Origin of the sequence: Streptomyces sp. NPDC056160 (genome assembly GCF_042268205.1) — a bacterium.
Taxonomy (GTDB): domain Bacteria; phylum Actinomycetota; class Actinomycetes; order Streptomycetales; family Streptomycetaceae; genus Streptomyces.
The window spans coordinates 38,853-59,003 of the sequence record NZ_JBHJUW010000023.1 but is presented as its reverse complement, the minus strand read 5'-3'; the positions used below and the strand labels follow the sequence as shown (position 1 = coordinate 59,003).

The window sequence follows — 20,151 nt, the reverse complement described above, 5'->3', positions numbered from 1 at the left end:
CGTCTGTGCCCGTGTCATGGCGCTCCCGCCGGACGGCGGTGACCCCGGCGCGGCTGCCGGGTGCGTGGCGGAAGCGTCATCCCCCTTTTTTCTGTCGGAGTGTTGACGGAATTTTCCGGCCTCCCTACCTTGACCGGCATGCAGATGCCCACCGGAGTGCACGCACTGGTCAGGCGCACCCATGAGGAACGCGTGATGCGTGCCCTACAGGAGAACGGCGCCATGAGCCGCGGCGAGATCGCCCGGATCGTCGGCCTGTCCCGTACCACCCTCTCCGAGATCACCGGCAGTCTCCTCCAGCGAGGCGCCATCGTCGTCGTGGACACCGATGCCTCCCGGCGCGAGGGCAGCGGACGACCGGCCGAGCGGCTGGCGCTCGACCCGGCGTCGGCGCAGTTCATCGGCGTCGACTTCGGCCACCGGCGCGTACACGTGGTCATCGCCGACGCCTCGCACGAGATCATGGCCTCGGGCTCCGTCCGCTACGACGACACGGCGTCCTGGCAGGCGCGCACCGAGCTGGCACTCGCGTTGGTCGACCGGTTGACCGAGGGGGCTGGCGTCCATTTCGGGGCGCTCCAGGGCATCGGGATCGGCGTGCCGGGCCCGTATCCCGCACCTGGCGGGACGGCCTGGCCCCGCGCGGCCTCGGGGACGACGGTGCTCCGCCCGGCCCCGGAAGGCGTCGACGTGGCCTTCGCCGAGCGCTTCGACGCTCCGGTGATCGTCGACAACAACACCCGCCTGGCCGCCCTCGCCGAGGCGATCAGCGGTGCTGACAGCGTCGCCGACCTGGTGTACGTCCGCCTGTCCGACGGTGTCGGCGGCGGGCTCGTCGTCGGCGGCCAACTGGTCACCGGCTCGGCCGGACTGGCCGGCGAACTGGGGCACGTCACCGTCGAACCGGCGGGCAGGCCGTGCCGGTGCGGCAAACGCGGCTGCCTGGAGACCGTCGCCTCGGTCCCCGGCATCCTCGCCACCTGCTGGGAGTTCGGCCTGCGCCTGGAGAACCTCCAGGACCTGACGGCGGCCGTGGCAGGCGCGCACCCCGTCGCCGACCGGGTGCTGCGGGAGGCGGCCGCGGCGCTGGGGCGCGTCGTCGGAGCGGCGACGATGACCCTCAACCCGGCGAAGGTCGTCATCGGCGGCGAGATCACCCGGCTGGCGCCCGTCATCGTGGAACAGGTCGCCAACACCCTCGCGGGCGAGCTGTTCCCGATCACGTCGGCCGCTCCCGTCGTCGAGGCGGCGCGGCTGTCGGACGACGACGGCGCCATCGGTGCTCTCGCGGCGGTCTTCCACAGCTCCCCCCTCCTGTCGCGATATCCGCAGACCACCGAGGTGAAGGGCGCCTTGCACGCACCCGACTCCACCACTGAAGGAGCCGCCCATGTCCGTCCTTGACAAGCAGGGCGCCGGCCGGCGAGACCCCGGACCCGAGGAGACGCCCGGCACACCTGCCGACCCCGCCACCCCGGACGGCCCCACGACCGCACCCCGGCGTTCACGCTCGGGCCGGCGCGGGCTGTCCCTCCTCCTCAACGCGGTGTCCGTCGCACTGGGCATCGCGCTCTGGTGGGCCGCGGCGTCCGCGGGCTTCAAGGTGCCGGCACCGCCGGAGGTCGTCGCGCGGGCCGGGACGCTGATCGGCAACGGGACGCTCGGCAAGGACGCGGTCGCCAGCCTGACCCGCGTGCTCATCGGCTTCGCGCTGGGCACGGCCGTGGCCGTCCCGGTCGGCTTCCTCATGGGCTGGTACGGCGTGCTGCGCAGCCTGATCGAGCCGTGGATCCAGTTCTTCCGGACCATCCCGCCCCTGGCGATCATCCCGCTGGCCGTCGTCGTCCTGGGGATCGACGAGACACCGAAGATCTTCGTCATCTTCCTGGCCGCGTTCCTCGCGTGCGTCATCTCGACGTTCCAGGGCGTGGTCGACGTCGACCGCACGCTGATCAGCGCCGCCCGGGTGCTCGGTGCCCGGGACCTGGTCATCTTCGCCCGCGTCGTGGTGCCCGCCTCCACGCCGTTCATCCTCGTCGGCATGCGGGTGGGCCTCGGCTCGGCGTGGGCGACCCTGGTCGCCGCCGAACTCGTGGCGGCCCAGGAGGGCCTCGGCTACCGGATGCAGAACGCCGAGCTCTACTACGACCTTCCGACGATCTTCGTCGGCCTCATCTCGATCGGGGTCCTCGGCCTGCTCATGGACCGCATCCTCCTCCTCGCCGAACGCAAGCTCACCGGATGGCAGGAACGCCGATGACCACCACCGCCGCCAAGATATCCGTCCAAGGCGTCACCAAGACCTTCGCCCTGGGACGTGACACGTTCACCGCTCTCGACGACCTCTCGCTCGACATCGCGGACAACGAGTTCGTCACCGTCGTCGGCCCCTCGGGCTGCGGCAAGAGCACCCTGCTGAACATCCTCGCCGGACTGGAGGAGCCGACCGCGGGCCGGGCCCTGGTCGACGGCGTACCGGTGTCCGGGCCGGGACCCGAGCGCGGTGTGATCTTCCAGCAGTACGCCCTCTTCCCCTGGCTCACCGTCCGGCAGAACGTCGAGTTCGGTCTGCGGACCGCAGGCGTACCCAAGGCCGAACGCCGCAGGCGCGCCGAGCACTTCATCGCCCTGGTGGGGCTCGACCAGTTCGCCGACGCGCTCCCGAAGACGCTCTCCGGCGGTATGCGTCAGCGCTGCGCCATCGCCCGCGCCTACGCCGTCGACCCCTCGATCCTGCTGATGGACGAACCGTTCGGCGCGCTCGACGCGCTCACCCGGGTCAAGCTCCAGGAGCAACTCCTGGAGACCTGGAGCAAGGACAAGCGAACCGTCCTGTTCATCACGCACGACGTCGACGAGGCCGTCTTCCTGGCGAACCGCGTGATCGTCATGGCCGCCCGGCCGGGGCGCCTGTACGACGTCATCGACGTCGACTGGAGCGCCGCGCGCGACGAGCGTTTCCGCCTCAGCCCGGAGTTCGCCGCCCTGCGCAACCGCGTGTGGCACTCCGTCTACCACCAGGACGGCCGTACGGCCGCCCCCCGGCCGTCGACGACGGTCTGACCGGAAGGACGCACCCCTCCATGCCGCTCACGACCTCCCGCAGAGGTTTCACCGCTACGGTCGCGGCCCTGGCCGCCGCCTCCCTCCTGACCGCCTGTGGCGCCGGCTCCTCCTCCGGCAAAGGCGGTGAGAAGGTGCGCATCGGCTACATCGGCGACTTCAACGGCACCAGCCTGATCGCCGTCGCCGATGCCGAGGGGCTGTGGGCCAAGCACGGCCTCACCGCCGAGAGCAAGGTCTTCACCAACGGCCCGTTGCAGATCCAGGCCCTGGGCACCGGCAACCTCGACCTCGGTTACATCGGCCCCGGCGCGATGTGGCTGCCGGCCTCCGGCAAGGCCAAGGTCGTCGCGATCAACACCCTCGGCAACTCCGACCGCGTCATCGCACAGCCCGGCATCACCTCGATGCGGCAGCTCAAGGGCAAGACCGTCGCCGTACCCGAGGGCACCTCCGGCGACATGATCCTCACCCTCGCCCTTCAGCGGGCGGGGATGAAGAGGAGCGACGTCAAGACCGTACCGATGGACCCGTCGACCATCGTCTCGGCGTTCTCCTCGAAGAAGGTGGACGCCGCCGGGTTCTGGTACCCCGCGGCCGCGACCATCAGGAAGCAGGTGCCGGGCATGACGGAACTGGCGAAGAACTCCGACTTCGCCGACGAGGTCTCCTTCCCGACCGCCTTCGTCGCCGCCGACGACCTCGTCGCCGAGCAGCCGGCGAAGGTGAAGAAGGTCCTCGCCGTGCTGCGGGACGCGATCGCGTTCCGCGCCGCGCACACCGGCGAGGCCGTCAAGCTCACCGCCGCGAAACTCGGCATCCCCGAAGAGCAGGTGAAGGCGGACGCCGCCAACAACAAGCTGCTGACCGTCGGCGAGCTGGACACGCTCACCGAGAACGGCACCGTCGACAAATGGCTGAAGGGCATGAACGACTACTTCGTCCAGGCGGGCAAACTCCAGCACCCGGTCGACCCGAAGACGTACTACACCGGCGCCCTCTTCACCGGAGCGGGCAAGTGAGCGCGCCCGGCGCGTCCGCCGCGCGCGGCAAGAACATCCTCTTCCTCATGACCGACCAGCACCGGGTGGACACCCTCGGCGCCTACGGCAACCCGCTGGCACACACCCCCGTCCTCGACGAACTCGCCGCCACCGGAACCCGTTTCGACCGCTGGTACACGCCCACCGCGATCTGCACCCCGGCCCGGGCCAGCCTGCTGACCGGCCAGGCGCCCTTCCGGCACAAACTGCTCGCCAACCACGAGCGCAACGTCGGCTACCTCGAAGACCTCGCCGAGGACCGGTTCACCTTCTCCCGGGCCCTGCGCGAGCACGGCTACAACTGCGGCCTCATCGGCAAGTGGCACGCGGGCACCCGGCGGACGGCGGCCGACTACGGCTTCGACGGCCCCGAGCTACCCGGCTGGCACAACCCGGTGGACCATCCGGACTACCTCGCCCACCTCGCCGAACACGGCCTGCCGCCCTACGAGATCAGCGACCGCATCCGCGGCACCCTGCCCAACGGCGGCCCCGGGAACCTCCTCGCCGCCCGGCTGCACCAGCCGCTCGAGGCCACCTTCGAGCACTACCTGGCCACCCGTGCCATCGAACAGCTCGAACGGTACGCGGCCGACCACCGCGAGCGCGAGCAACCGTTCTTCCTCGCCCTGCACTTCTTCGGACCCCACCTGCCCTACATCCTCCCCGACGAGTACTTCGACCTGGTCGACCCGGCCGACGTGGAACTGCCGCGGTCGGTCGCGGAGACCTTCCACGGCAAACCCCCGGTCCAGCGCAACTACAGCGCGCACTGGACCTTCGACACCATGCCCGTCGAGACGACCCGCAAGCTGATCGCCGTCTACTGGGGCTACGTGGCGTTGATCGACCGGCAGATCGGCCGGGTCATGGACGCGATGGAGCGGCTGGGGCTGGTGGACGACACCGCCGTGTTCTTCACCTGCGACCACGGTGAGTTCACCGGCGCCCACCGGCTGCACGACAAGGGCCCCGCCATGTACGAGGACATCTACCGCACACCCGGCCTGCTCCGCGTCCCGGGCGCCCCGGGCGGCACCGTGCGGACCGAGTTCGTCAGCCTGCTCGACTGCACCGCGACCATCCTCGAACTGGCGGGCATCGACCCGAAGCCCGCCGTCGACTCGCGCAGCCTGCTGCCGCTGGTCCACGGCGAGACGGTGGAGTGGCAGGAGGACATCGTCTGCGAGTTCCACGGCCACCACTTCCCGTACCCGCAGCGCATGCTGCGCGAGGACCGGTACAAACTCGTGGTCAACCCCGACTCGGTCAACGAGCTCTACGACCTGCGGGCCGATCCGGACGAGCTGCTGAACGTCTACGACCACCCCGAACAGGCGGAGGTCCGCTCGCGGATGATGCGCCGCCTGTACGACGTCCTGCGGGAACGCGGCGACAACTTCTACCACTGGATGACGTCCATGTACGACGTCGGCGAGGTGGCACACGACCCGACCCTGAGCGGCCTCGACGAGTCCACCTACCGTAAGTAGCAAGCCGGCCGGCATGCGCGGGCCCCGCTCGGTGCGCGCCTTCCGCACGCCTCGGCGGTGCCCGCGGAGCCCGCGCCCCCGCCCCGCCGACCGGACCGACCTCGACACCCCCGGCCCGAGCAGTCCGCCACACGGCCCGGCGCCCCGCCCCGCGGGCGCGGACGTCCCCTGCCCCGGACACCGGCCCCGCAAGCGAGGACTTCGACCATGACCAGCGAGCACCACCCCTGCTGTACCCCGGGCGCCGTCGCCGTCCCTCCTCCGGCCGCCCCGCCGGCACCGGGCCCCGCCACCCGCAGGCGCTCGACCCGCGGACAGGTCCGCCTGCCCGGCGGCGACTTCGCGATGGGCGACGCCTTCGACGAGGGCTACCCGTCCGACGGCGAGACACCCGTCCACACGGTACGTCTGCAGTCCTTCCACATCGACGAGACCACTGTCACCAACGCCCAGTTCGCCACCTTCGTCAAGGCCACCGGCCACGTCACCGACGCCGAACGCCACGGCTCCTCGGCGGTCTTCCACCTCGCGGTCGCCGCCCCCTCGGCCGACGTCCTCGGCAACGCGGCCGGAGCCCCCTGGTGGATCAACGTCCGGGGCGCCCACTGGCGCCTCCCCGAGGGGGGCCGCTCCGACATCACCGGCCGCCAGAACCACCCCGTCGTCCACGTCTCCTGGAACGACGCGACCGCCTACGCGCAGTGGGCCGGCAAGCGACTGCCCACCGAGGCGGAGTGGGAGTACGCCGCACGCGGCGGCCTGGCCGGCCGCCGCTACGCCTGGGGCGACGAGCTGACCCCGGACGGCCGGTGGCGCTGCAACATCTGGCAGGGGCGCTTCCCCCACACCAACACGGCGGAGGACGGCCACCTGACCACCGCACCCGTCAAGTCCTACCGCCCCAACGGCTTCGGCCTGTGGAACACCGCCGGCAACGTCTGGGAATGGTGCTCCGACTGGTTCTCGCCCTCCTACTACGCCCAGGCACCCGTGGACGACCCGCACGGCCCGGACACCGGGACCGTACGCGTCATTCGCGGCGGCTCCTACCTGTGCCACGAGTCCTACTGCAACCGCTACCGGGTCGCGGCCCGTTCCTCCAACACCCCGGAGTCCTCCTCGGGCAACCTCGGCTTCCGCTGCGCCAACGACGCCTCCTCGGCGGCGGCCGGGTGACAGGGGCGACGTCCGCCCGCTCGGGGCAGGGGGCGGCGCGTACGGTCCGTTCGGCCGGGGCTGGAGATTCGCCCGCCGGGTCGGTCAAGATACCGTCATGCCTACCTCCCGTTCCGGCCCCCGGCCGCCGACCATCGCCGATGTGGCCCAGGCCGCCGGAGTGTCGCGGACGACTGTCTCGCACGCCCTCAACGGGATCGGCAAGGTCGACCCGCGCACCCGCGAGCGCATCAAGAAGGTGGCCGCGGACCTCGGCTACCGCCCCAACCTGCGCGCCCAGCGGCTGCGCCGGGGCCGGTCCCAGGCGATCGCCCTGGCCTCCTCCATGCCGTTCGCGGTGGCGGGAGGCCCGTCCCGTCTCGGCTTCTACATGGAGGTCGCCGCCGCTGCCGCCGAGTGCGCCCTCGTCCACGGCTACGCACTCGTGCTGCTGCCGCCCGCCCGGTCGGGTTCCGCCCTGTACTCCGTCGACATCGACGGGGCGATCGTGGTCGAGCCCGAGGCGCAGGACCCGGCCGTCGCGCAGCTGCGCGAGCGGCAGCTTCCCTACGTCACCCTCGGCCGGCCCACGGACCCGCAGGACGACGCCCCCCACGTCGACCTGCACGGTGGACGCGTCGCCGAGCTGCTCCTGGACCACCTGCGGGAGCAGGGCGCCCGGCACCCCGCTCTCTTCGTCGGGGCCGGCACCCGGCACTCCACCGTCGACGCCCTGGCCGCCTACGAACGGGCCGCCGCCGCCCACGGCTGGGAGCCGGTCGTCGTGACCGCGCCGGAGGAGGGCGGCGAGCAGGCGGGGTACGAACAGTGTGCCGCGCTGCTCGCCGAGCACCCTTCCACCGACGCGGTCTGCGTCCTGGTGGACGCATTCGCAGTCGGCGCGGTCCGCGCGATACGCGAGTTGGGCCGCCGCATACCCGAGGACGTCATGGTGGTGACCCGCTACGACGGTCTGCGCGCCCGTACCTGCGATCCGCCGCTCACCGCCGTGGACCTGCACCTGGACCGCGCCACCGCGGACGCCGTGGTGCTGCTGCTGGCCCGGATGGGCGTGGCGGGCGCGGCAGACGGCGACGCCCGGACCGGCCCCTTGGGCGAGGGCGCGCAGCGGCCCGCGGCCGAGGACACCGGTGAGCCCCGGGTCGTCGTCCGCGCGTCGTCGCTGCGCCGGCCCCGGCGACCCTGACCCGGGCGAGCGGCCCACCGCCCCGCCGGCCGGCCCCGGGGCGGGAGCCGGCCCTCGCCCACAGCACCGGCCGGTCAGGGACCCAGCATGAGCACCACCCCGGAGACCAGGGCGAACGCCAGCACGAACAGCCGCATCCGTGTCGCGTCGATCCGCTGGTGCACCAGCCGGCTCAGCCACGCTCCGGCGATCAGTGCGGGCAGGGACAGCAGGGCCCAGCCGAGCTGCGCCGGGTGCCCCTGGCCGGTGGCGAACAGCAGGGCGAGGGAGGCGACTTCGCCGACGAGGAAGCACACCGCCACCGTCGAGCGCAGTTCGCCGGGCGGCCGGTGCTGGTAGACGAGGGCGAGCGGTGGCCCGCCGACCCCGGTCGCCGTCTCCGTGAGACCCGTGATCATGCCGGCTCCGAGGTAGGCCCCGCGCCCCGGTGTGAACGCCGGGGCGGCCAGGCTGACCAGCGCCGCGAGCACCGTCGACACCCCTACCACCAGGCCCAGGCTGCCGACGGGGATCGCCCACAGCAGCAGCAGCCCCCCGGGCGTGGCCAGCAGCCGGGCCGCTGTGATCCAGCGGGCTCCGCGCAGGTCGAGGCTGTGCCGCTCGCGCCATGCCACGTACAGGTTGAGCGGGATCATCGCCGTCAGGACGAAGACCGGGAGCAGCGAGGGTGCCAGCAGGCCTGCGACGGGGGCGACGATCAGCGCGAAGCCGAGACCGCTGGTGCCCTGCACGAAGGCGGCGACGGCCACCACCAGGGACAGGATCGTGAGCGTCTCGCCGTTCACCGCGCCGCACTCCGGGTCCGGGCGGCCGCGGACGTGGGGTGCACTCGCGTGACGGGCGCGCGGGCCACCACCTCGGCGCCCAGTTCGGCGGCCCGGCGCACCAGGGCGGCACCGTCGAACTCGGTGGGCCGGCCCTGCCACAGTCTCAGCCGGCCGGCCACGAACACCGCGGTGATCTGGTCGCGATTGCCACGCCGTACGAGTTCCCAGGGCAGGTCCCACGAGGGGTGCATCTCCGGGTTCGTCAGGTCCACCAGCAGGAAGTCGGCCGCGTGGCCGGGGGCGACGCGGCCGGTGACGGCGCCGAGGCCGACCGCGTCGGCGCCGCCCGCCGTGGCGTGCTCCAGCCAGGTCCATCCCGCGCCGCACGAGGAGTCGCCGCAGGTCAGGCCGTAGGCGAGGCGCTGCGCGAACTCGGCGGCGTCGAGCAGCCGGAACCCGTCACCGCGGGTGCCGTCCGTCCCGAGCCCGAAACGGATCCCGCGCTCGGCCCAACTGGTCGCGGGTGCGACGGCGTTGCCCTTCCAGGCGCTGGCGACCGGGTTGTATCCGGCCGCCGCGCCGGTGTCCGCGAGCAGGGTGATCTCCGCGGGGGTGAGCAAAGTGGCGTGCGCGGCGAGCAGCTGCGGCCCGAGCGCGCCCGTGTGGTGCAGGTACTCCAGGGGGCGCATTCCGTGCTGGACGAGGACGCGCTCGACGCCCGCGAGGTGCTCGTTGACATGGATCTGGACCACGGCGGACGCCTCCGCCGCGAGTCTGGCGGTGTCGTGCAGGGTGCGCGCGGTGGCCGCCTCGGGCACCGAGACGGCGAGCGAGGGGTGGATGAGGGGGTCGCCCGCGTAGCGGGCGAGGTGCTTCTCGGCGCGGGCCAGGACCGTGTCCGTGTCGTTCCCGGCGGCTTCCTCGGCGGGTCCGAGGTCGTTGCAGACGAGCCCGAGGACGCAGCGCAGTCCGGCGTCGCGGGCGGCGGCCGCCACCACCTCGACGTCGACGGCGGCGCGGGTTCCGGCGTCGGCCACCGTGGTGAAACCGCCGCGCAGCGATTCCAGCGCGGCGAGCTTGGCCGCCACGTACGCCGACTCCTCGTCCAGCGCGCCCTCCAGGGGTACCCACACCCGGCGGAAGATCTCCGACGGTTCGCCGAAGGCCAGCGCGGCCCCGAAGCTCTGGGTCAGGTGGTGGTGGACGTCCACGAAGCCCGGCATCAGGGCCTGCCCCGGCAGCGGCAGCGGGGTCAGGTCCGGATGGGCGCGGGCCAGGCGCTCGAGAGGCCCGACGTCGTGGAAGGCGCCGTGGCGCACCACCACCGCGTCCCGGTCCCGGGGCCCGTCGGGGGTGAAGGTCACGTCCGGAACCAGCAGCAGCGCCTCGGCGCCGAGCTGGTCCGGGGTCAGGTGGTTCATGGTTCCCTTTCGGTACGGCCGTCAGTGCGGCCTGGTGGGTGGGGTCGTGCGGCCCTGCGGTCGCGCGGAGTCGTGGGCGGCGGCGGGGCGTGCCTGGAGGCGGCCGCATACTTGACGGTCGCGGACGAGCGGTGCTGACGCCGCGTCAGAATGCTCTGGCCGGCCCCGGTCCGGGCTGTTCGGCGGTGGGGGCCGCGGCCGCGGTACGCGCCAGACGCGGGCGTACGTGGTGGAAGAGCACGTTGAGCAGGGCCGCGGCGAAGGCGCCGACGGCGACGCCGCTGCCCAGCAGGATGCGCACGCCGGAGGGGAAGCCGCGGTAGATGTCCGGTACGAGGATCGGCAGCAGGCCGACCGCGAGGGCCACCGCGCAGACGATCGTGTGGGAATGCCGTTCGAGGTCGGCCCGCGAGAGCATCTGCATGCCGAGCACGGTGACCACGGCGAAGACCACGAGCGCGGTACCGCCGACGACGGGGGACGGCACCGCGCCGATCGCCCGGGTGACCGGGGCGAGGAAACCGAGGACGATGAGCACCGCCCCCGCGGCGGCGGTCACGAAGCGGCTGCGTACGCCGGTGATGCGCACGATGCCGATGTTCTCCCCGCTGGTCACCATCAGAGGCAGTCCGAACAGGCCGCCGAGCAGCGAGGTGGCGGCGTCGCCACGGACGGTGCGGGGCACCTCGCGCCGTGGGTCGATCTCCTTGCCGACGGCCTCGGCGTTGATGACGGTCTGGCCGGTGGCCTCCGCCATGGACGCCAGGCTGTAGAGCATCAGCGGCAGCGCGGCGAGCAGGTCGAACACGGGCGCGCCGAAGGGCAGCGGCTGCGGCAGGCTCAGCAGTCCTCCGCCGACGGCACTGCCGAGATCCACCTGGCCGAGGGCGAGGGCGAGCAGGGTGCCGGCGAGCAGGCCGAGCATCACGGCGAGTTGGCGCAGTACGCCGGTGAACAGCCAGTAGAAGGCGACGGTGAAGCCGATCGTGGCGAAGGCGAGGCCCAGCCGGACGGGCGAGGCGAATCCCGGGGCGCCGGACGGGCCGGTGACCAGCTGGGCTCCGACCTTGACCAGGTTGACGCCGACGATGACGATCATCGTGCCGATGACCAGGGGCGGGAAGAACCTGAGCAGACGTGCGAAGACGGGCAGCACGAGGAAGGTGAAGACCGCCGTGAGGAGCACGGCTCCGGCGGCGGTGGGCAGACCGTGCTGCTGGGCGATGGCGAGGAAGAGGACCAGGGGTGCGCCGCCGGGCAGCATGACGAACGGCAGCCTGGGCCCGAACTTCCAGGGTCCGAGGGACTGGACCAGCGAGCCGATCCCGGAGAGCACGAAGGCCGCGGAGAGCAGGTCGACGGTGAGGTGGCCGTCGAGGCGGAGGGTGGCGCTCATCAGGAAGATCGCCGAGATGGGGGTGGCGGCCATGACGAGGACGTGCTGCACGCCGAACAGCACGATCCTGCTCAGTGGGCGGCGCTGGTCCACGGGGTGGGGCCCGGGGGAGGGCGAGGCGGGTGTGGTTGACGCGTCCCGGGAGGGGGCGCTGCGGAATCTGGACACGTTCGAGCTCCTGTCGGCTCGCTCCGGCACAGGCCGCGATTCAGCCGTGGACGGCAGCCAAACCGAGGGGCCAAATCGATTTGGTCGCTAGTGTGGGAGCTGTTCCGCCAGGGCGTCAAGGGGTAGGAAGGACTCCCGAGGGCGGCCGATCGCCAGGCGGGCGACACGGTGGTCGGCCGACTGCCGTGTCTCACCCCCCAGTTGAAGCAGGCGCCGGGGGGACGGCGACGCCGGGGGCGACCGTGAGCCCGGCGCGGGGGAGGGGGGACGGAGCGGGACGGCCGCCTTCAACGCGGCCCCGGTCGAGGCCTTTTGCCGTGAGCCGTCTTCGCGAGGGCGCGGGACGGTTGCCAGGACGGGGATCACGGCTCACTGCCCGCACCCGTTCCGGGGCCGCACGCTGCGGCGGATCAGCAGGGCACGTCCCCCTTGCAGCGCCACAGGACGTCACGCGGGTGCACGTGGGCGTTCGGGGAGAGCTGGTGCGCGATCCATTCGTGGCCGTTGCCGAGCGCGAGCAGGCCGTCGGCCTGATAAGCGGCCGGTTCGGCGCGGGCGGTGACACAGTCCGTCGGCTCGGTCACGTGTGTGTCGTGCGCGGGGACCGTGCCGTGCCACAGGCCGTCGGCTCGCGGGCACGAGTGATAGCGGCCGGACTGCGCATAGGCCAGCTTCGTGGTGACCTCCACCGCGTGCGGCCCGAGATTCATGATCTTGAGGGCGAACAGGACCTCGTCGTCCTCCACGCGCACGCACGCCCGCAGGAACAGTTCGCCCGTGGCGGGCCGTACGGGGCCGCATCGGCTCGGGGGGCCGAGGGCGTCCACCTGGACCCGATCGACCTGTTCACGCGCCTGGAGTGGTGACGAACCGGCGGGAGCCTGCCCGGGCAGGCCCGTTGCGGCCTCCGCTGGACCAGGACGCGGGACGTTCCTGCCGATCAGGACGCTCACTCCCGCCAGGACCAGCACAAGTACCAGCAGGCCCACGGCAGCGGGACGTCGCCGGTACCACCTTCGGGTTCGGTGCAGTGGCTCCCCGACGGGGCCCGTCGGCTCGGTGCCGGTGCCGGTGCCGGTGGCAGGAGCGGGGGTGCTGGTCGGTGCAGGGGCCGCGGGCGGGGCGAGCCGGGACTGCAACTCGTGCCACTTCGAGGCCCATTCGTCCTGGGCGGCCGCCACCCGGCCGAGGTCGGCCCGCGCGTGCCGCAGGCACGCGCTCACATAGGCCAGCGCCACCTCCAGGGACGGCGGTGCCTGCCCGCCGGCCGCGCCGGACAGTGCCGAGGACGAGTAGGAGGCGTGTCTCGCCATCTCCTTGTACGTGGGTGTGCCGCAGTCCACGCGCAGCTGACGCAGCCCCCAGGCGAACGCCTGCACCGGTCCGTCCTCGGGGTCGACCGGCCGCTCCCTGCGCCCCTGTCTGCTCGTCATCCGGCTCCCCAGCCTTCGCAGCTCGATGACCAGTTGATGACCAGCCCGCGGAAACGTGCAGGTCATCAAGTGCCGGGTCAAGCTTCCGGCACCGAGTGTTCCGGCTGCCAATCGGGCGCCGGAAAAGGGTGAGGGACAGAAAGGGAGTTCGGATGATGAGCATCCGCAGGGATCTCACGCAGGCCGCTGTGTCGACGGCCGGGGCCATCGCGATCCTGGCCGGCGGCGCGGTCATGGCGCCTGCCCCGGCGCACGCCGTGTCGGCGTCGGCCTCTGGGCGTACGTGCATGTTCAACGCGCCGACCGCCGTGCCCAAGGCAGGACACGTGGCCTGGGCGGTCAAGGTGCGCGGGGCGAAGGACCACTGGATCTGGGGCTCGTTCAACTGGAACGAGGCATGGATCCGCGGCGGTGCCTGGAAGGACGTGCGCAAGTCGTTCCGGCCCGCGGCCGGGTACACGCGGTACCGCTGCACGAACACCAGGGACGGCAACGCCGGCAACGCGCAGGTCGCGTACAAGGCCGTCAAGAAGCGGGGCTACGACTTGCTCGGCAACAACTGCCTGCACATGTCGATGGCGGTCTTCAAGGGCTACAGCAACACGCTGCGCCGCGACTCCCGCCTGCCGTCGGCGACCGGCAAGCGCCCCAACGACTACTTCTCCACCCTCCTTTCGAACGCCCACTGGGAGCGCATCCACAAACTCCCCTGACCTGCCCAGCGGCCGGTGACGGCGCGGGGAAAGGGGCCGCTCCCTGCACGGGAGCGGCCACGGGAGGCCGAGGGTCGCCACCGCTTCACGTGAGCGGCCCGTCGCACCGCGCCGGGCTCGTGCGGTCGCTCGCCACGCGACCGCACCGCCTCACGGCCCCCCTTCCCACGTCAGGCGGCCCTGGCGGCCTTCACCGCGCCCTCGCGCCCCCTCGTACGCCGTAGGCTCGGCCGCCTGGGGATCGGCGAACAGGGTGGTGGCGCGCCGGGACTTGTCCAGTGCGCAGCGCGGGACGACCGCGGAGAAGAGCGAGTGCCGGCAAAGCCCGTGATCTACGCGGACGGTGGGCTGCGGACCGTCGGATTCCACTCAACGAACCGCTGCGGCCGCGAGCAGCTCTGCGGTGTCCGGCTCCTGGGCATCCGGCCACGGAGCCCGCCCGAGAAACCGTTTGGCGGATCACCGCGACCACTGCTAGGTTTCCGGAGGCCGTGCTGGAGAGCGAGGAGGTGGTACCCGTGAACGTATCGACATGGGTGCTCCCCTCCGGGGTCACGGTCGGGCGATAGGTCGTCCGGGAGCGCCGTTCACGAGCACTCCCGAAAGGCACGACTGTGCACTTCACTTCTGAACAGCGTCTCGATGACGGCGTCCTCGAACGCGAATTCACCCTCGGCGGAATCCCCGGCATCCTGTGGACTCCCGCGTCCGCTTCCGCATCCGCACCGACGCCGCTGATCCTCCTCGGTCACCCCCCGCTCGGACTGCGCAGGATGTACCCCCGGCTGGCGGGACGGGCCCGGCATGCCGCAGCGGACGGTTTCGCGGCGGCCACCATCGAACTCCCCGGCAGCGGTGACCGGCCCCGTTGGGCCGCCGTCGAGCAGGCCCGCGCCGACCTGCGCCGGGTCATGGAGGCCGGCGAGCCGGTCGATGACGAGATCATCGACGCCCTCGTCCTCCCGCTGGTCGAAAAGTCGGTCCCGGAATGGCAGGCCGCCCTGGACGCCCTCCTGTCGCTGCCCGAGATCGACGGCCCGGTCGGGTACTCGGGGGGTGTGATCTCCATCGGCATCCGGCTCGCGGCGGTCGAGCCGCGCATCGCGGCCGCCGTCCTGTTCGCCGGTAGTCTCGTGCCCGCCGCCATGTTCGAGGAGGCCCGCCAGGTCACCGTCCCGCTGCACGTCCTGCTGCAGTGGGACGACGAAGGCAACGACCGGCAGGCGGCCCTGGACCTGTTCGACGCCTTCGGCTCCAAGGAGAAGACGCTGCACGCCAACATGGGCGGGCACACCGGCGTCCCGCAGTTCGAGGGGGACCCCGCGGCCCGGTTCTTCGCCCGCCACCTGAAGTAGGGCCGGGCCGTCATGTCGCCGGCAGACGATGAGCATGCCCCGCCTGCCGGCGATCAGGGCGGATCGGGATCGGGACGCGTCGCACCCGTGTGCGCGTTCGTGTGGCCCTCGCCGTCCCGGCCGTCCTCCGGTCGCCCGGTGAGCCGGGTCGCGAGGCGGTAGGTGACCGTGGTGTCGCGGTACTCCTCACCGGCGACGACCACGTCGGGGAGGTTCGTGCGCTCGCTGCGGGACATCGACGTCCGCTTCCCGGTGCCGGGGACGCGGACGTCTGTCAGCGGGTCCTCCTCGAAACGGAGACGGCCGGAACGGACCGTGCCCCAGAACGCGATGTCCGGGTGCGTGCCGGAGGCCGGGTGCGGCTCCGCCGCGTGCCGGACGGCGTCCGTCGCCGGCCCGCGGGCCGTTCATGGCGGCTCGTCAGCCTCCCCGGCCGCGCGGCGGCGACGGGACCGGGGCGGCAGTTTCCCGTCCTCGCCGCGCACTCGGCGTCCCCGCGTGCCGCCGTGACCCCGGACGGCCGGGTCCCGGTGCTCGTCGTCGGGCCCCTGTGCTCCGCTCCGCCGGGGCCGCGCGGCCCGGCGGACGGTACCGGCCGCCGGATCCGGCGCATCCGGTACGTCCGCGACCTCCGTGACATCCGCGTCGTCTGCGTCGTCCGACACGTCGGTGGCCTCCGGCACGTCCTCCACGGCTCCGGCGCCTCGGCCCGCCCTAACCTCCGCCATGTCGCCGCCCGCACGCGCGGCTTGCCCGGCCGCGCTCGCGGTGACGTCGCCGGCCGCCTCGCCGGTGTCGGCAACGACCCCGCTCACCGCGCCCGCGGTGTCCTCCAGGGTCCGTCCCGCGCCACGCCCCACATCACCGACGGCACCCCCGGCGCCCCGTCCGACATCCCCCACCGCCGTGCCGGCCCCGCGGCCCACGTCCCGTACCCCCTCGCCCGCACCGCGCCCCACGTCCCGCACGGCGGAGCCCGCTCCCCGGCCGATGTCGCCGACGGCTCGCCCCGTGCCCGCGCCCAGCTCACCGAGGGCCTGCCGCGCCCCGCCTCCGACGTCCTGCACGGCCGAACCGATCCCTCGGGTCAGGTCCTCCAGGATCTGCGGATTGCGGTCGAGCGTGGTGAGGACCCGGTTGATGATCATCGCCACGTTGTCGAGACGCACTTCGAGCCGGGCCTGGGCCTCCACTCCCGAGATGCCCAGGTGTACCCGGCCCAGTGCGACGTCGGCGCCGACGTTCAGCTTCAGGAGGTCCAGCACCTCGGCCTGGAGGGAGACGTGGGCCCGCAGGTCCTCGACGTCCAGGTCGATCTCGTCGACCTTGAGCAGCGGGACATCGAGATACACGTCGGGCTCGGCGCCGGCAGAACGGCCCTGGCCGGAGCGGGCGGGCTGTTCGGGGTGACCGTCCAGCCGGTCCTCGTCATACTCCGAGTCCTCATACTCCGAGTCCTCCGGGCCCTCCGAGTCCTCCGGGCCCTCATACTCCCGGTCCTCCGGGCCCTCCGGGTCCTCATACTCCGGCTCCTCGTCGTCGTACGCCCCGGGCCGGGCGTACCCGCCGTCGCCCTTGCCGGCTTCGGGTTCACCGTCGCGCACGTCGTGCTCCTCGGGGTGACCTTCATCGTCCTCGGCGCTGTCGCGCATCACCGAGCCTCCGCAGGTTCGCCGGACGTTTTGTCCATTCTGAGGCTGTATGCGCATTGATGCACGGGCGGCGCGTCCGGAGCCTGAGCACGGCCCGCACCGGCGGAGCCACCCGTGACGTCGGTCAGCCTGACCGTAGCCGTGGCGGGGGTGCGGGCGGCGGTGCCGATCCCGGACTGCGGTCACGACATCATGCTGGACGATCCGGAAGCCTTTGCCCGCGCCACGGCGTCTTTCGTGCAGTCGGCCGCAGATCCCGGCTCGGTCGCAGTGCCGAGTGATGGCCTCGCGCACCGGCGGTCGCCGTCGTGATCGCCACCCGTCTGCCGGGCTTGCGGTCCTTACGGCCGACCTCTCGCTTGCGGGCCTGCTACTGCTTCTTGAAGGAGCGGATCTGATAGCTGCCCTGGAGGTTGCCCCCGTGGCCGGCGGCTGTCGAGCCGACGCGCGCGTGGTAGTTGGTCTGGGTGTAGTACTGAACGCGGTGGCCGGTGCCGTTCCACAGGGACAGCACCTTCTTGCCGTTGCGGATGAAGGAGCACTGGTCGGCGGTGTTCGCGACCTTCTCCGCCGTCCACTGGCAGCGGCTGCCGCCACCGTCCCAGCCGCTGTAGATGCAGAAGTGCCCCGGGTCGCAGTGGAAGGCCGCGGCGGTGGCAGCTGCTTCCGGGGCGGCCGGGGCCGAAACGGCGGCGGAGGCGGCGGGGGCTGTTCCGAGGGCTGCTGCGAAGGCGAGTGCGGCGATGGCGATCGAACTGACACGGCGCATAGGAGTTGTTCCCTTTCCACTGGGTCCACCGTGGTGTTCCTTGAACCACGGCTGTCAGTCTCATGCGCTGCGAAAGGCGATCACCAGAGCGTACGCGGAGGCGCGTGAGGCGTCGCCGGCAGTCACCGGTACCACCTCTCCGCCGCGTGAGCCGGGGCCTCCGGCGGAGGCGGGGGCACGCGCCGTACACGGCGCGCAGAACCCGAGCGCGCCCGGACCAGGGTCGGTCGAGACACGGCACGGGCCGGGCGGACCGCGCCGTCCGGCCCGGATGTGGCCTGCGATCTGGGGCGACGCCCTCAGTTGCCGGCCGGGTGGTCAGCCCAGTGCGCGGCGCGGGGCGCGCTCCGGCCGCTGCGCTGTGGTGCACCAGAACAGCACCGAGCACAGGAAGGCCGCTGCCGCGAAGACCAGTGATTGCGTGACGGAGTCGTCGCGCGCGCCGGCGACGAGTGCCCCGGCCGCTGACAGGGCCAGGGCGGCCGCGGGCAGCGCACGAGGGTGCCGTGTGACGCCCGGCGCGCCGGCCGGTGGCAGCAACCGGGTCGCGAGGCCGTAGCAGGCGCAGGCCAGCAGTGTCGCGCCCAGTACGTAGCAACTCCCCGCGTGCCGGGAACGGTAGGGCCCGGGGAAGACCGCGAGCAGCAGACGGTTCATGCCGGGGCCGCCCCGGCGTCGGGCGGGCGCCCGATGACGAGCGCCGCCGCCTGCTGCATCCGCAGCGCCTCCCGGCCGAGCGCCTCGGCGCCGTCCGTCGTGAGCCGGTAGTACCGCCGCGCCCGTCCGTCCACAATCTCCTCGTCGCCGGCGGTCACCAGCCCGGCACGCTCCAACCGCTCCAGCGCGCCGTAGAGCGTGCCGACGGCGATCCGGAGCCGCCCGCCCGTGGCCCGCTCGGCGGCCTTGATGATGCCGTAACCGTGCAGGGGTCCGTCCATGAGCGCAGCGAGGATGAAGTACTGCGGCTCCGTCAGGGGCGGCTTCTGTCGTGTCATACGACGAGCATATATCGTGCTCCGAAATATATCTGCCCGGCCGCCCCGTGTTGCGGGCCCTGGTAAATGGGTTCCTTGACCACCCGGCAAGGCGCGATCATGGACGGGCCCCGATCACCCGCCAACGACGAGGAATCCATCCCATGCCTGCGCCCGCGGACCCGACCCTCCTCCACCCGATGCCCGAGCAGCCCAGGGTGGTGCTGCTCAAGCCGTTGGTGAAGTCTCCGCTGATCGAGGTCGGGGAGTACTCCTACTACGACGACCCTGAGGATGCCACCGCGTTCGAGACCCGCAACGTCCTTTACCACTACGGGCCGGAGAAGCTGGTCATCGGCAAGTTCTGCGCGCTGGGCACGGGCGTGAAGTTCCTCATGAACGGCGCCAACCACCGGATGGACGGCCCCTCGACCTTCCCCTTCCCCACCATGGGCGGCTCCTGGGCCGCACACTTCGACCTGCTCACCGGTCTGCCGAACCGAGGGGACACCGTCGTCGGCAATGACGTCTGGTTCGGTCACGGTGCGACGATCATGCCCGGCGTACGGATCGGACACGGCGCGATCATCGGCGCCGGTGCCGTCGTCACCGCGGACGTACCCGCCTACGGCATCGTCGGCGGCAACCCGGCCCGCCTCGTCCGCACCCGCTACGACGCCCGGGACGTCGCCCGGTTGCTGGCGGTGGCCTGGTGGGACTGGCCCGCGGAGCACATCACCGAACATGTGCGGACGATCATGTCGGGCAGCGTCGCCGAACTGGAGACCGCCGCCCCGCGCACTCCGCAGGGTTGACGTCGTTGCGGGGTGCGACTGCCCTTCCGGGTCGGTCGTCCGCGTCAGGTCGCAGCGGCGGGACGCTCGCGGAGGTGGTCGCGGGTGGCCTTGGTGATCTCGTGCCAGAACGGCACGGCGGTCAGGTAGAGGCCCAGTGCGCTCAGGATGCCCAGGGAGACGTCCACGCTCACGCGTCCCTGTTTGGCCCAGTACACGTCCTTGAGATCGAGCAGCAGGGCGAACTCGTCGGCGACCAGTGCCGAACCCGCGCCGTACAGGGCGCCGATCCCGGGGTGGCCGACATAGGGCTGGTCGCCGCGGACAGCCACCAGCCCGACGCCCGCGAGTGTGGCGATACCGAAGTTGTAGTGGTGCAGGTGTGTCCGGCCGGCGGAGACGTTCCCCCAGGGCAGCCAGCCGCCCCGGATGCCGTGGGTGATCAGCCGTGCCGCCCCGAAGGTGCAGCCGAAGCCGACCCAGGCCGCCATGAGCGAGCGCTGGGTGGGCACGGTGTGGTCGTACAGTGCCCTGTGCCAGCGTTCCCGCAGACGGAGGCGTCGGCGGCTGTGGGAGGGCCGGGACGTGGGGGCTGAGGGCATTCTGCGCTCCTGATCGTCGGCTGAGTGACCGGGGACCCACGCTGACGCGTCCGGACACCGGCCAGGCCTACCACCGAGCGCACAGGCTGATGCCGAGGCGTCCCCCGGACGGCGCAGCGCCGGGGGGCGCCTCGGAACGACGCGGG

Annotated in this window: 21 protein-coding genes; 11 read left to right on the top strand and 10 right to left on the bottom strand. The window is 72.3% G+C overall.

Going from position 1 to position 20,151, the window contains the following annotated elements:
• Positions 1 to 138: 138 nt before the first annotated feature.
• From ACFC02_RS11415 to ACFC02_RS11385, 7 genes are all read left to right on the top strand, one after another.
• Positions 139 to 1,404, top strand: a complete 1,266-nt coding sequence (locus ACFC02_RS11415) for an ROK family transcriptional regulator (RefSeq protein WP_376355352.1) — start codon at positions 139 to 141, stop codon at positions 1,402 to 1,404.
• Complete coding sequence (locus tag ACFC02_RS11410) at positions 1,391 to 2,260, top strand: ABC transporter permease (protein ID WP_376355350.1); 870 nt, start codon at positions 1,391 to 1,393, stop codon at positions 2,258 to 2,260. The genes ACFC02_RS11415 and ACFC02_RS11410 overlap by 14 nt, the downstream gene beginning before the upstream one ends.
• The gene (locus ACFC02_RS11405; protein ID WP_376355348.1) at positions 2,257 to 3,063 is read left to right on the top strand and encodes an ABC transporter ATP-binding protein; all 807 of its coding nucleotides are present in this window, start codon (positions 2,257 to 2,259) and stop codon (positions 3,061 to 3,063) included. The genes ACFC02_RS11410 and ACFC02_RS11405 overlap by 4 nt, the downstream gene beginning before the upstream one ends.
• A gap of 20 nt (positions 3,064 to 3,083) precedes the next feature.
• Entirely contained in the window at positions 3,084 to 4,085 is a 1,002-nt protein-coding gene (locus tag ACFC02_RS11400; RefSeq protein WP_376355346.1) for an aliphatic sulfonate ABC transporter substrate-binding protein, read from the top strand.
• The gene (locus ACFC02_RS11395) at positions 4,082 to 5,599 is read left to right on the top strand and encodes a sulfatase-like hydrolase/transferase (RefSeq protein ID WP_376355344.1); all 1,518 of its coding nucleotides are present in this window, start codon (positions 4,082 to 4,084) and stop codon (positions 5,597 to 5,599) included. Before ACFC02_RS11400 ends, ACFC02_RS11395 begins: the two co-directional genes overlap by 4 nt.
• A 207-nt stretch (positions 5,600 to 5,806) precedes the next feature.
• Complete coding sequence (locus ACFC02_RS11390; protein ID WP_376355342.1) at positions 5,807 to 6,775, top strand: formylglycine-generating enzyme family protein; 969 nt, start codon at positions 5,807 to 5,809, stop codon at positions 6,773 to 6,775.
• A gap of 97 nt (positions 6,776 to 6,872) precedes the next feature.
• Positions 6,873 to 7,961, top strand: coding sequence for a LacI family DNA-binding transcriptional regulator (locus ACFC02_RS11385; RefSeq protein WP_376355340.1), 1,089 nt, complete (start codon positions 6,873 to 6,875; stop codon positions 7,959 to 7,961).
• 74 nt (positions 7,962 to 8,035) lie between these two features.
• Here ACFC02_RS11385 and ACFC02_RS11380 read toward each other — a convergent pair whose 3' ends face one another.
• From ACFC02_RS11380 to ACFC02_RS11365, 4 genes are all read right to left on the bottom strand, one after another.
• Positions 8,036 to 8,746: a sulfite exporter TauE/SafE family protein gene (locus ACFC02_RS11380; RefSeq protein ID WP_360976640.1), complete on the bottom strand. Its 711-nt coding sequence runs from the start codon at positions 8,744 to 8,746 to the stop codon at positions 8,036 to 8,038.
• Positions 8,743 to 10,149 carry an amidohydrolase family protein gene (locus ACFC02_RS11375; RefSeq protein ID WP_376355338.1) on the bottom strand — a complete coding sequence of 469 codons (1,407 nt, stop codon included), beginning with the start codon at positions 10,147 to 10,149 and terminating at the stop codon, positions 8,743 to 8,745. Before ACFC02_RS11375 ends, ACFC02_RS11380 begins: the two co-directional genes overlap by 4 nt.
• Before the next feature lie 145 nt (positions 10,150 to 10,294).
• Positions 10,295 to 11,713 (bottom strand): uracil-xanthine permease family protein, encoded by a 1,419-nt coding sequence (locus ACFC02_RS11370; protein WP_376355336.1) that lies wholly within the window; start codon positions 11,711 to 11,713, stop codon positions 10,295 to 10,297.
• Positions 11,714 to 12,123: 410 nt separating this feature from the next.
• Complete coding sequence (locus tag ACFC02_RS11365) at positions 12,124 to 13,146, bottom strand: hypothetical protein (RefSeq protein ID WP_376355334.1); 1,023 nt, start codon at positions 13,144 to 13,146, stop codon at positions 12,124 to 12,126.
• A gap of 155 nt (positions 13,147 to 13,301) precedes the next feature.
• Here ACFC02_RS11365 and ACFC02_RS11360 point away from each other — a divergent pair, with 155 nt between their 5' ends.
• Together ACFC02_RS11360 and ACFC02_RS11355 are read left to right on the top strand one after the other, a co-directional pair.
• Positions 13,302 to 13,859 carry a hypothetical protein gene (locus ACFC02_RS11360; protein WP_376355332.1) on the top strand — a complete coding sequence of 186 codons (558 nt, stop codon included), beginning with the start codon at positions 13,302 to 13,304 and terminating at the stop codon, positions 13,857 to 13,859.
• Positions 13,860 to 14,473: 614 nt separating this feature from the next.
• Positions 14,474 to 15,214 carry an alpha/beta hydrolase gene (locus ACFC02_RS11355; protein WP_376355330.1) on the top strand — a complete coding sequence of 247 codons (741 nt, stop codon included), beginning with the start codon at positions 14,474 to 14,476 and terminating at the stop codon, positions 15,212 to 15,214.
• Between the two features lie 53 nt (positions 15,215 to 15,267).
• On the opposite strand, the gene ACFC02_RS11350 is transcribed toward ACFC02_RS11355, so the two are convergent.
• A complete protein-coding gene (locus ACFC02_RS11350) occupies positions 15,268 to 15,450 on the bottom strand; it encodes a hypothetical protein (protein WP_376355328.1) in 183 nt (60 codons plus the stop codon).
• Positions 15,451 to 15,621: 171 nt separating this feature from the next.
• Complete coding sequence (locus tag ACFC02_RS11345; protein WP_376355326.1) at positions 15,622 to 16,866, bottom strand: hypothetical protein; 1,245 nt, start codon at positions 16,864 to 16,866, stop codon at positions 15,622 to 15,624.
• Positions 16,867 to 16,980: 114 nt separating this feature from the next.
• On the opposite strand from ACFC02_RS11345, the gene ACFC02_RS11340 reads away from it, so the two are divergent.
• Positions 16,981 to 17,178, top strand: coding sequence for a hypothetical protein (locus ACFC02_RS11340; RefSeq protein WP_376355324.1), 198 nt, complete (start codon positions 16,981 to 16,983; stop codon positions 17,176 to 17,178).
• Between the two features lie 58 nt (positions 17,179 to 17,236).
• Here ACFC02_RS11340 and ACFC02_RS11335 read toward each other — a convergent pair whose 3' ends face one another.
• From ACFC02_RS11335 to ACFC02_RS11325, 3 genes are all read right to left on the bottom strand, one after another.
• The gene (locus tag ACFC02_RS11335; RefSeq protein WP_376355322.1) at positions 17,237 to 17,635 is read right to left on the bottom strand and encodes a peptidase inhibitor family I36 protein; all 399 of its coding nucleotides are present in this window, start codon (positions 17,633 to 17,635) and stop codon (positions 17,237 to 17,239) included.
• Between the two features lie 318 nt (positions 17,636 to 17,953).
• Positions 17,954 to 18,292, bottom strand: a complete 339-nt coding sequence (locus ACFC02_RS11330; RefSeq protein ID WP_376355320.1) for a hypothetical protein — start codon at positions 18,290 to 18,292, stop codon at positions 17,954 to 17,956.
• On the bottom strand, positions 18,289 to 18,630 hold the full coding sequence (locus tag ACFC02_RS11325; protein WP_376355318.1) for a PadR family transcriptional regulator: 342 nt from the start codon (positions 18,628 to 18,630) through the stop codon (positions 18,289 to 18,291). Before ACFC02_RS11325 ends, ACFC02_RS11330 begins: the two co-directional genes overlap by 4 nt.
• Before the next feature lie 143 nt (positions 18,631 to 18,773).
• Here ACFC02_RS11325 and ACFC02_RS11320 point away from each other — a divergent pair, with 143 nt between their 5' ends.
• A complete protein-coding gene (locus ACFC02_RS11320) occupies positions 18,774 to 19,424 on the top strand; it encodes a CatB-related O-acetyltransferase (protein WP_376355316.1) in 651 nt (216 codons plus the stop codon).
• Positions 19,425 to 19,468: 44 nt separating this feature from the next.
• Here the strand turns inward: ACFC02_RS11320 and ACFC02_RS11315 are convergent, their stop codons facing one another.
• Entirely contained in the window at positions 19,469 to 19,915 is a 447-nt protein-coding gene (locus ACFC02_RS11315; protein ID WP_376355314.1) for a hypothetical protein, read from the bottom strand.
• Positions 19,916 to 20,151 lie beyond the last annotated feature (236 nt).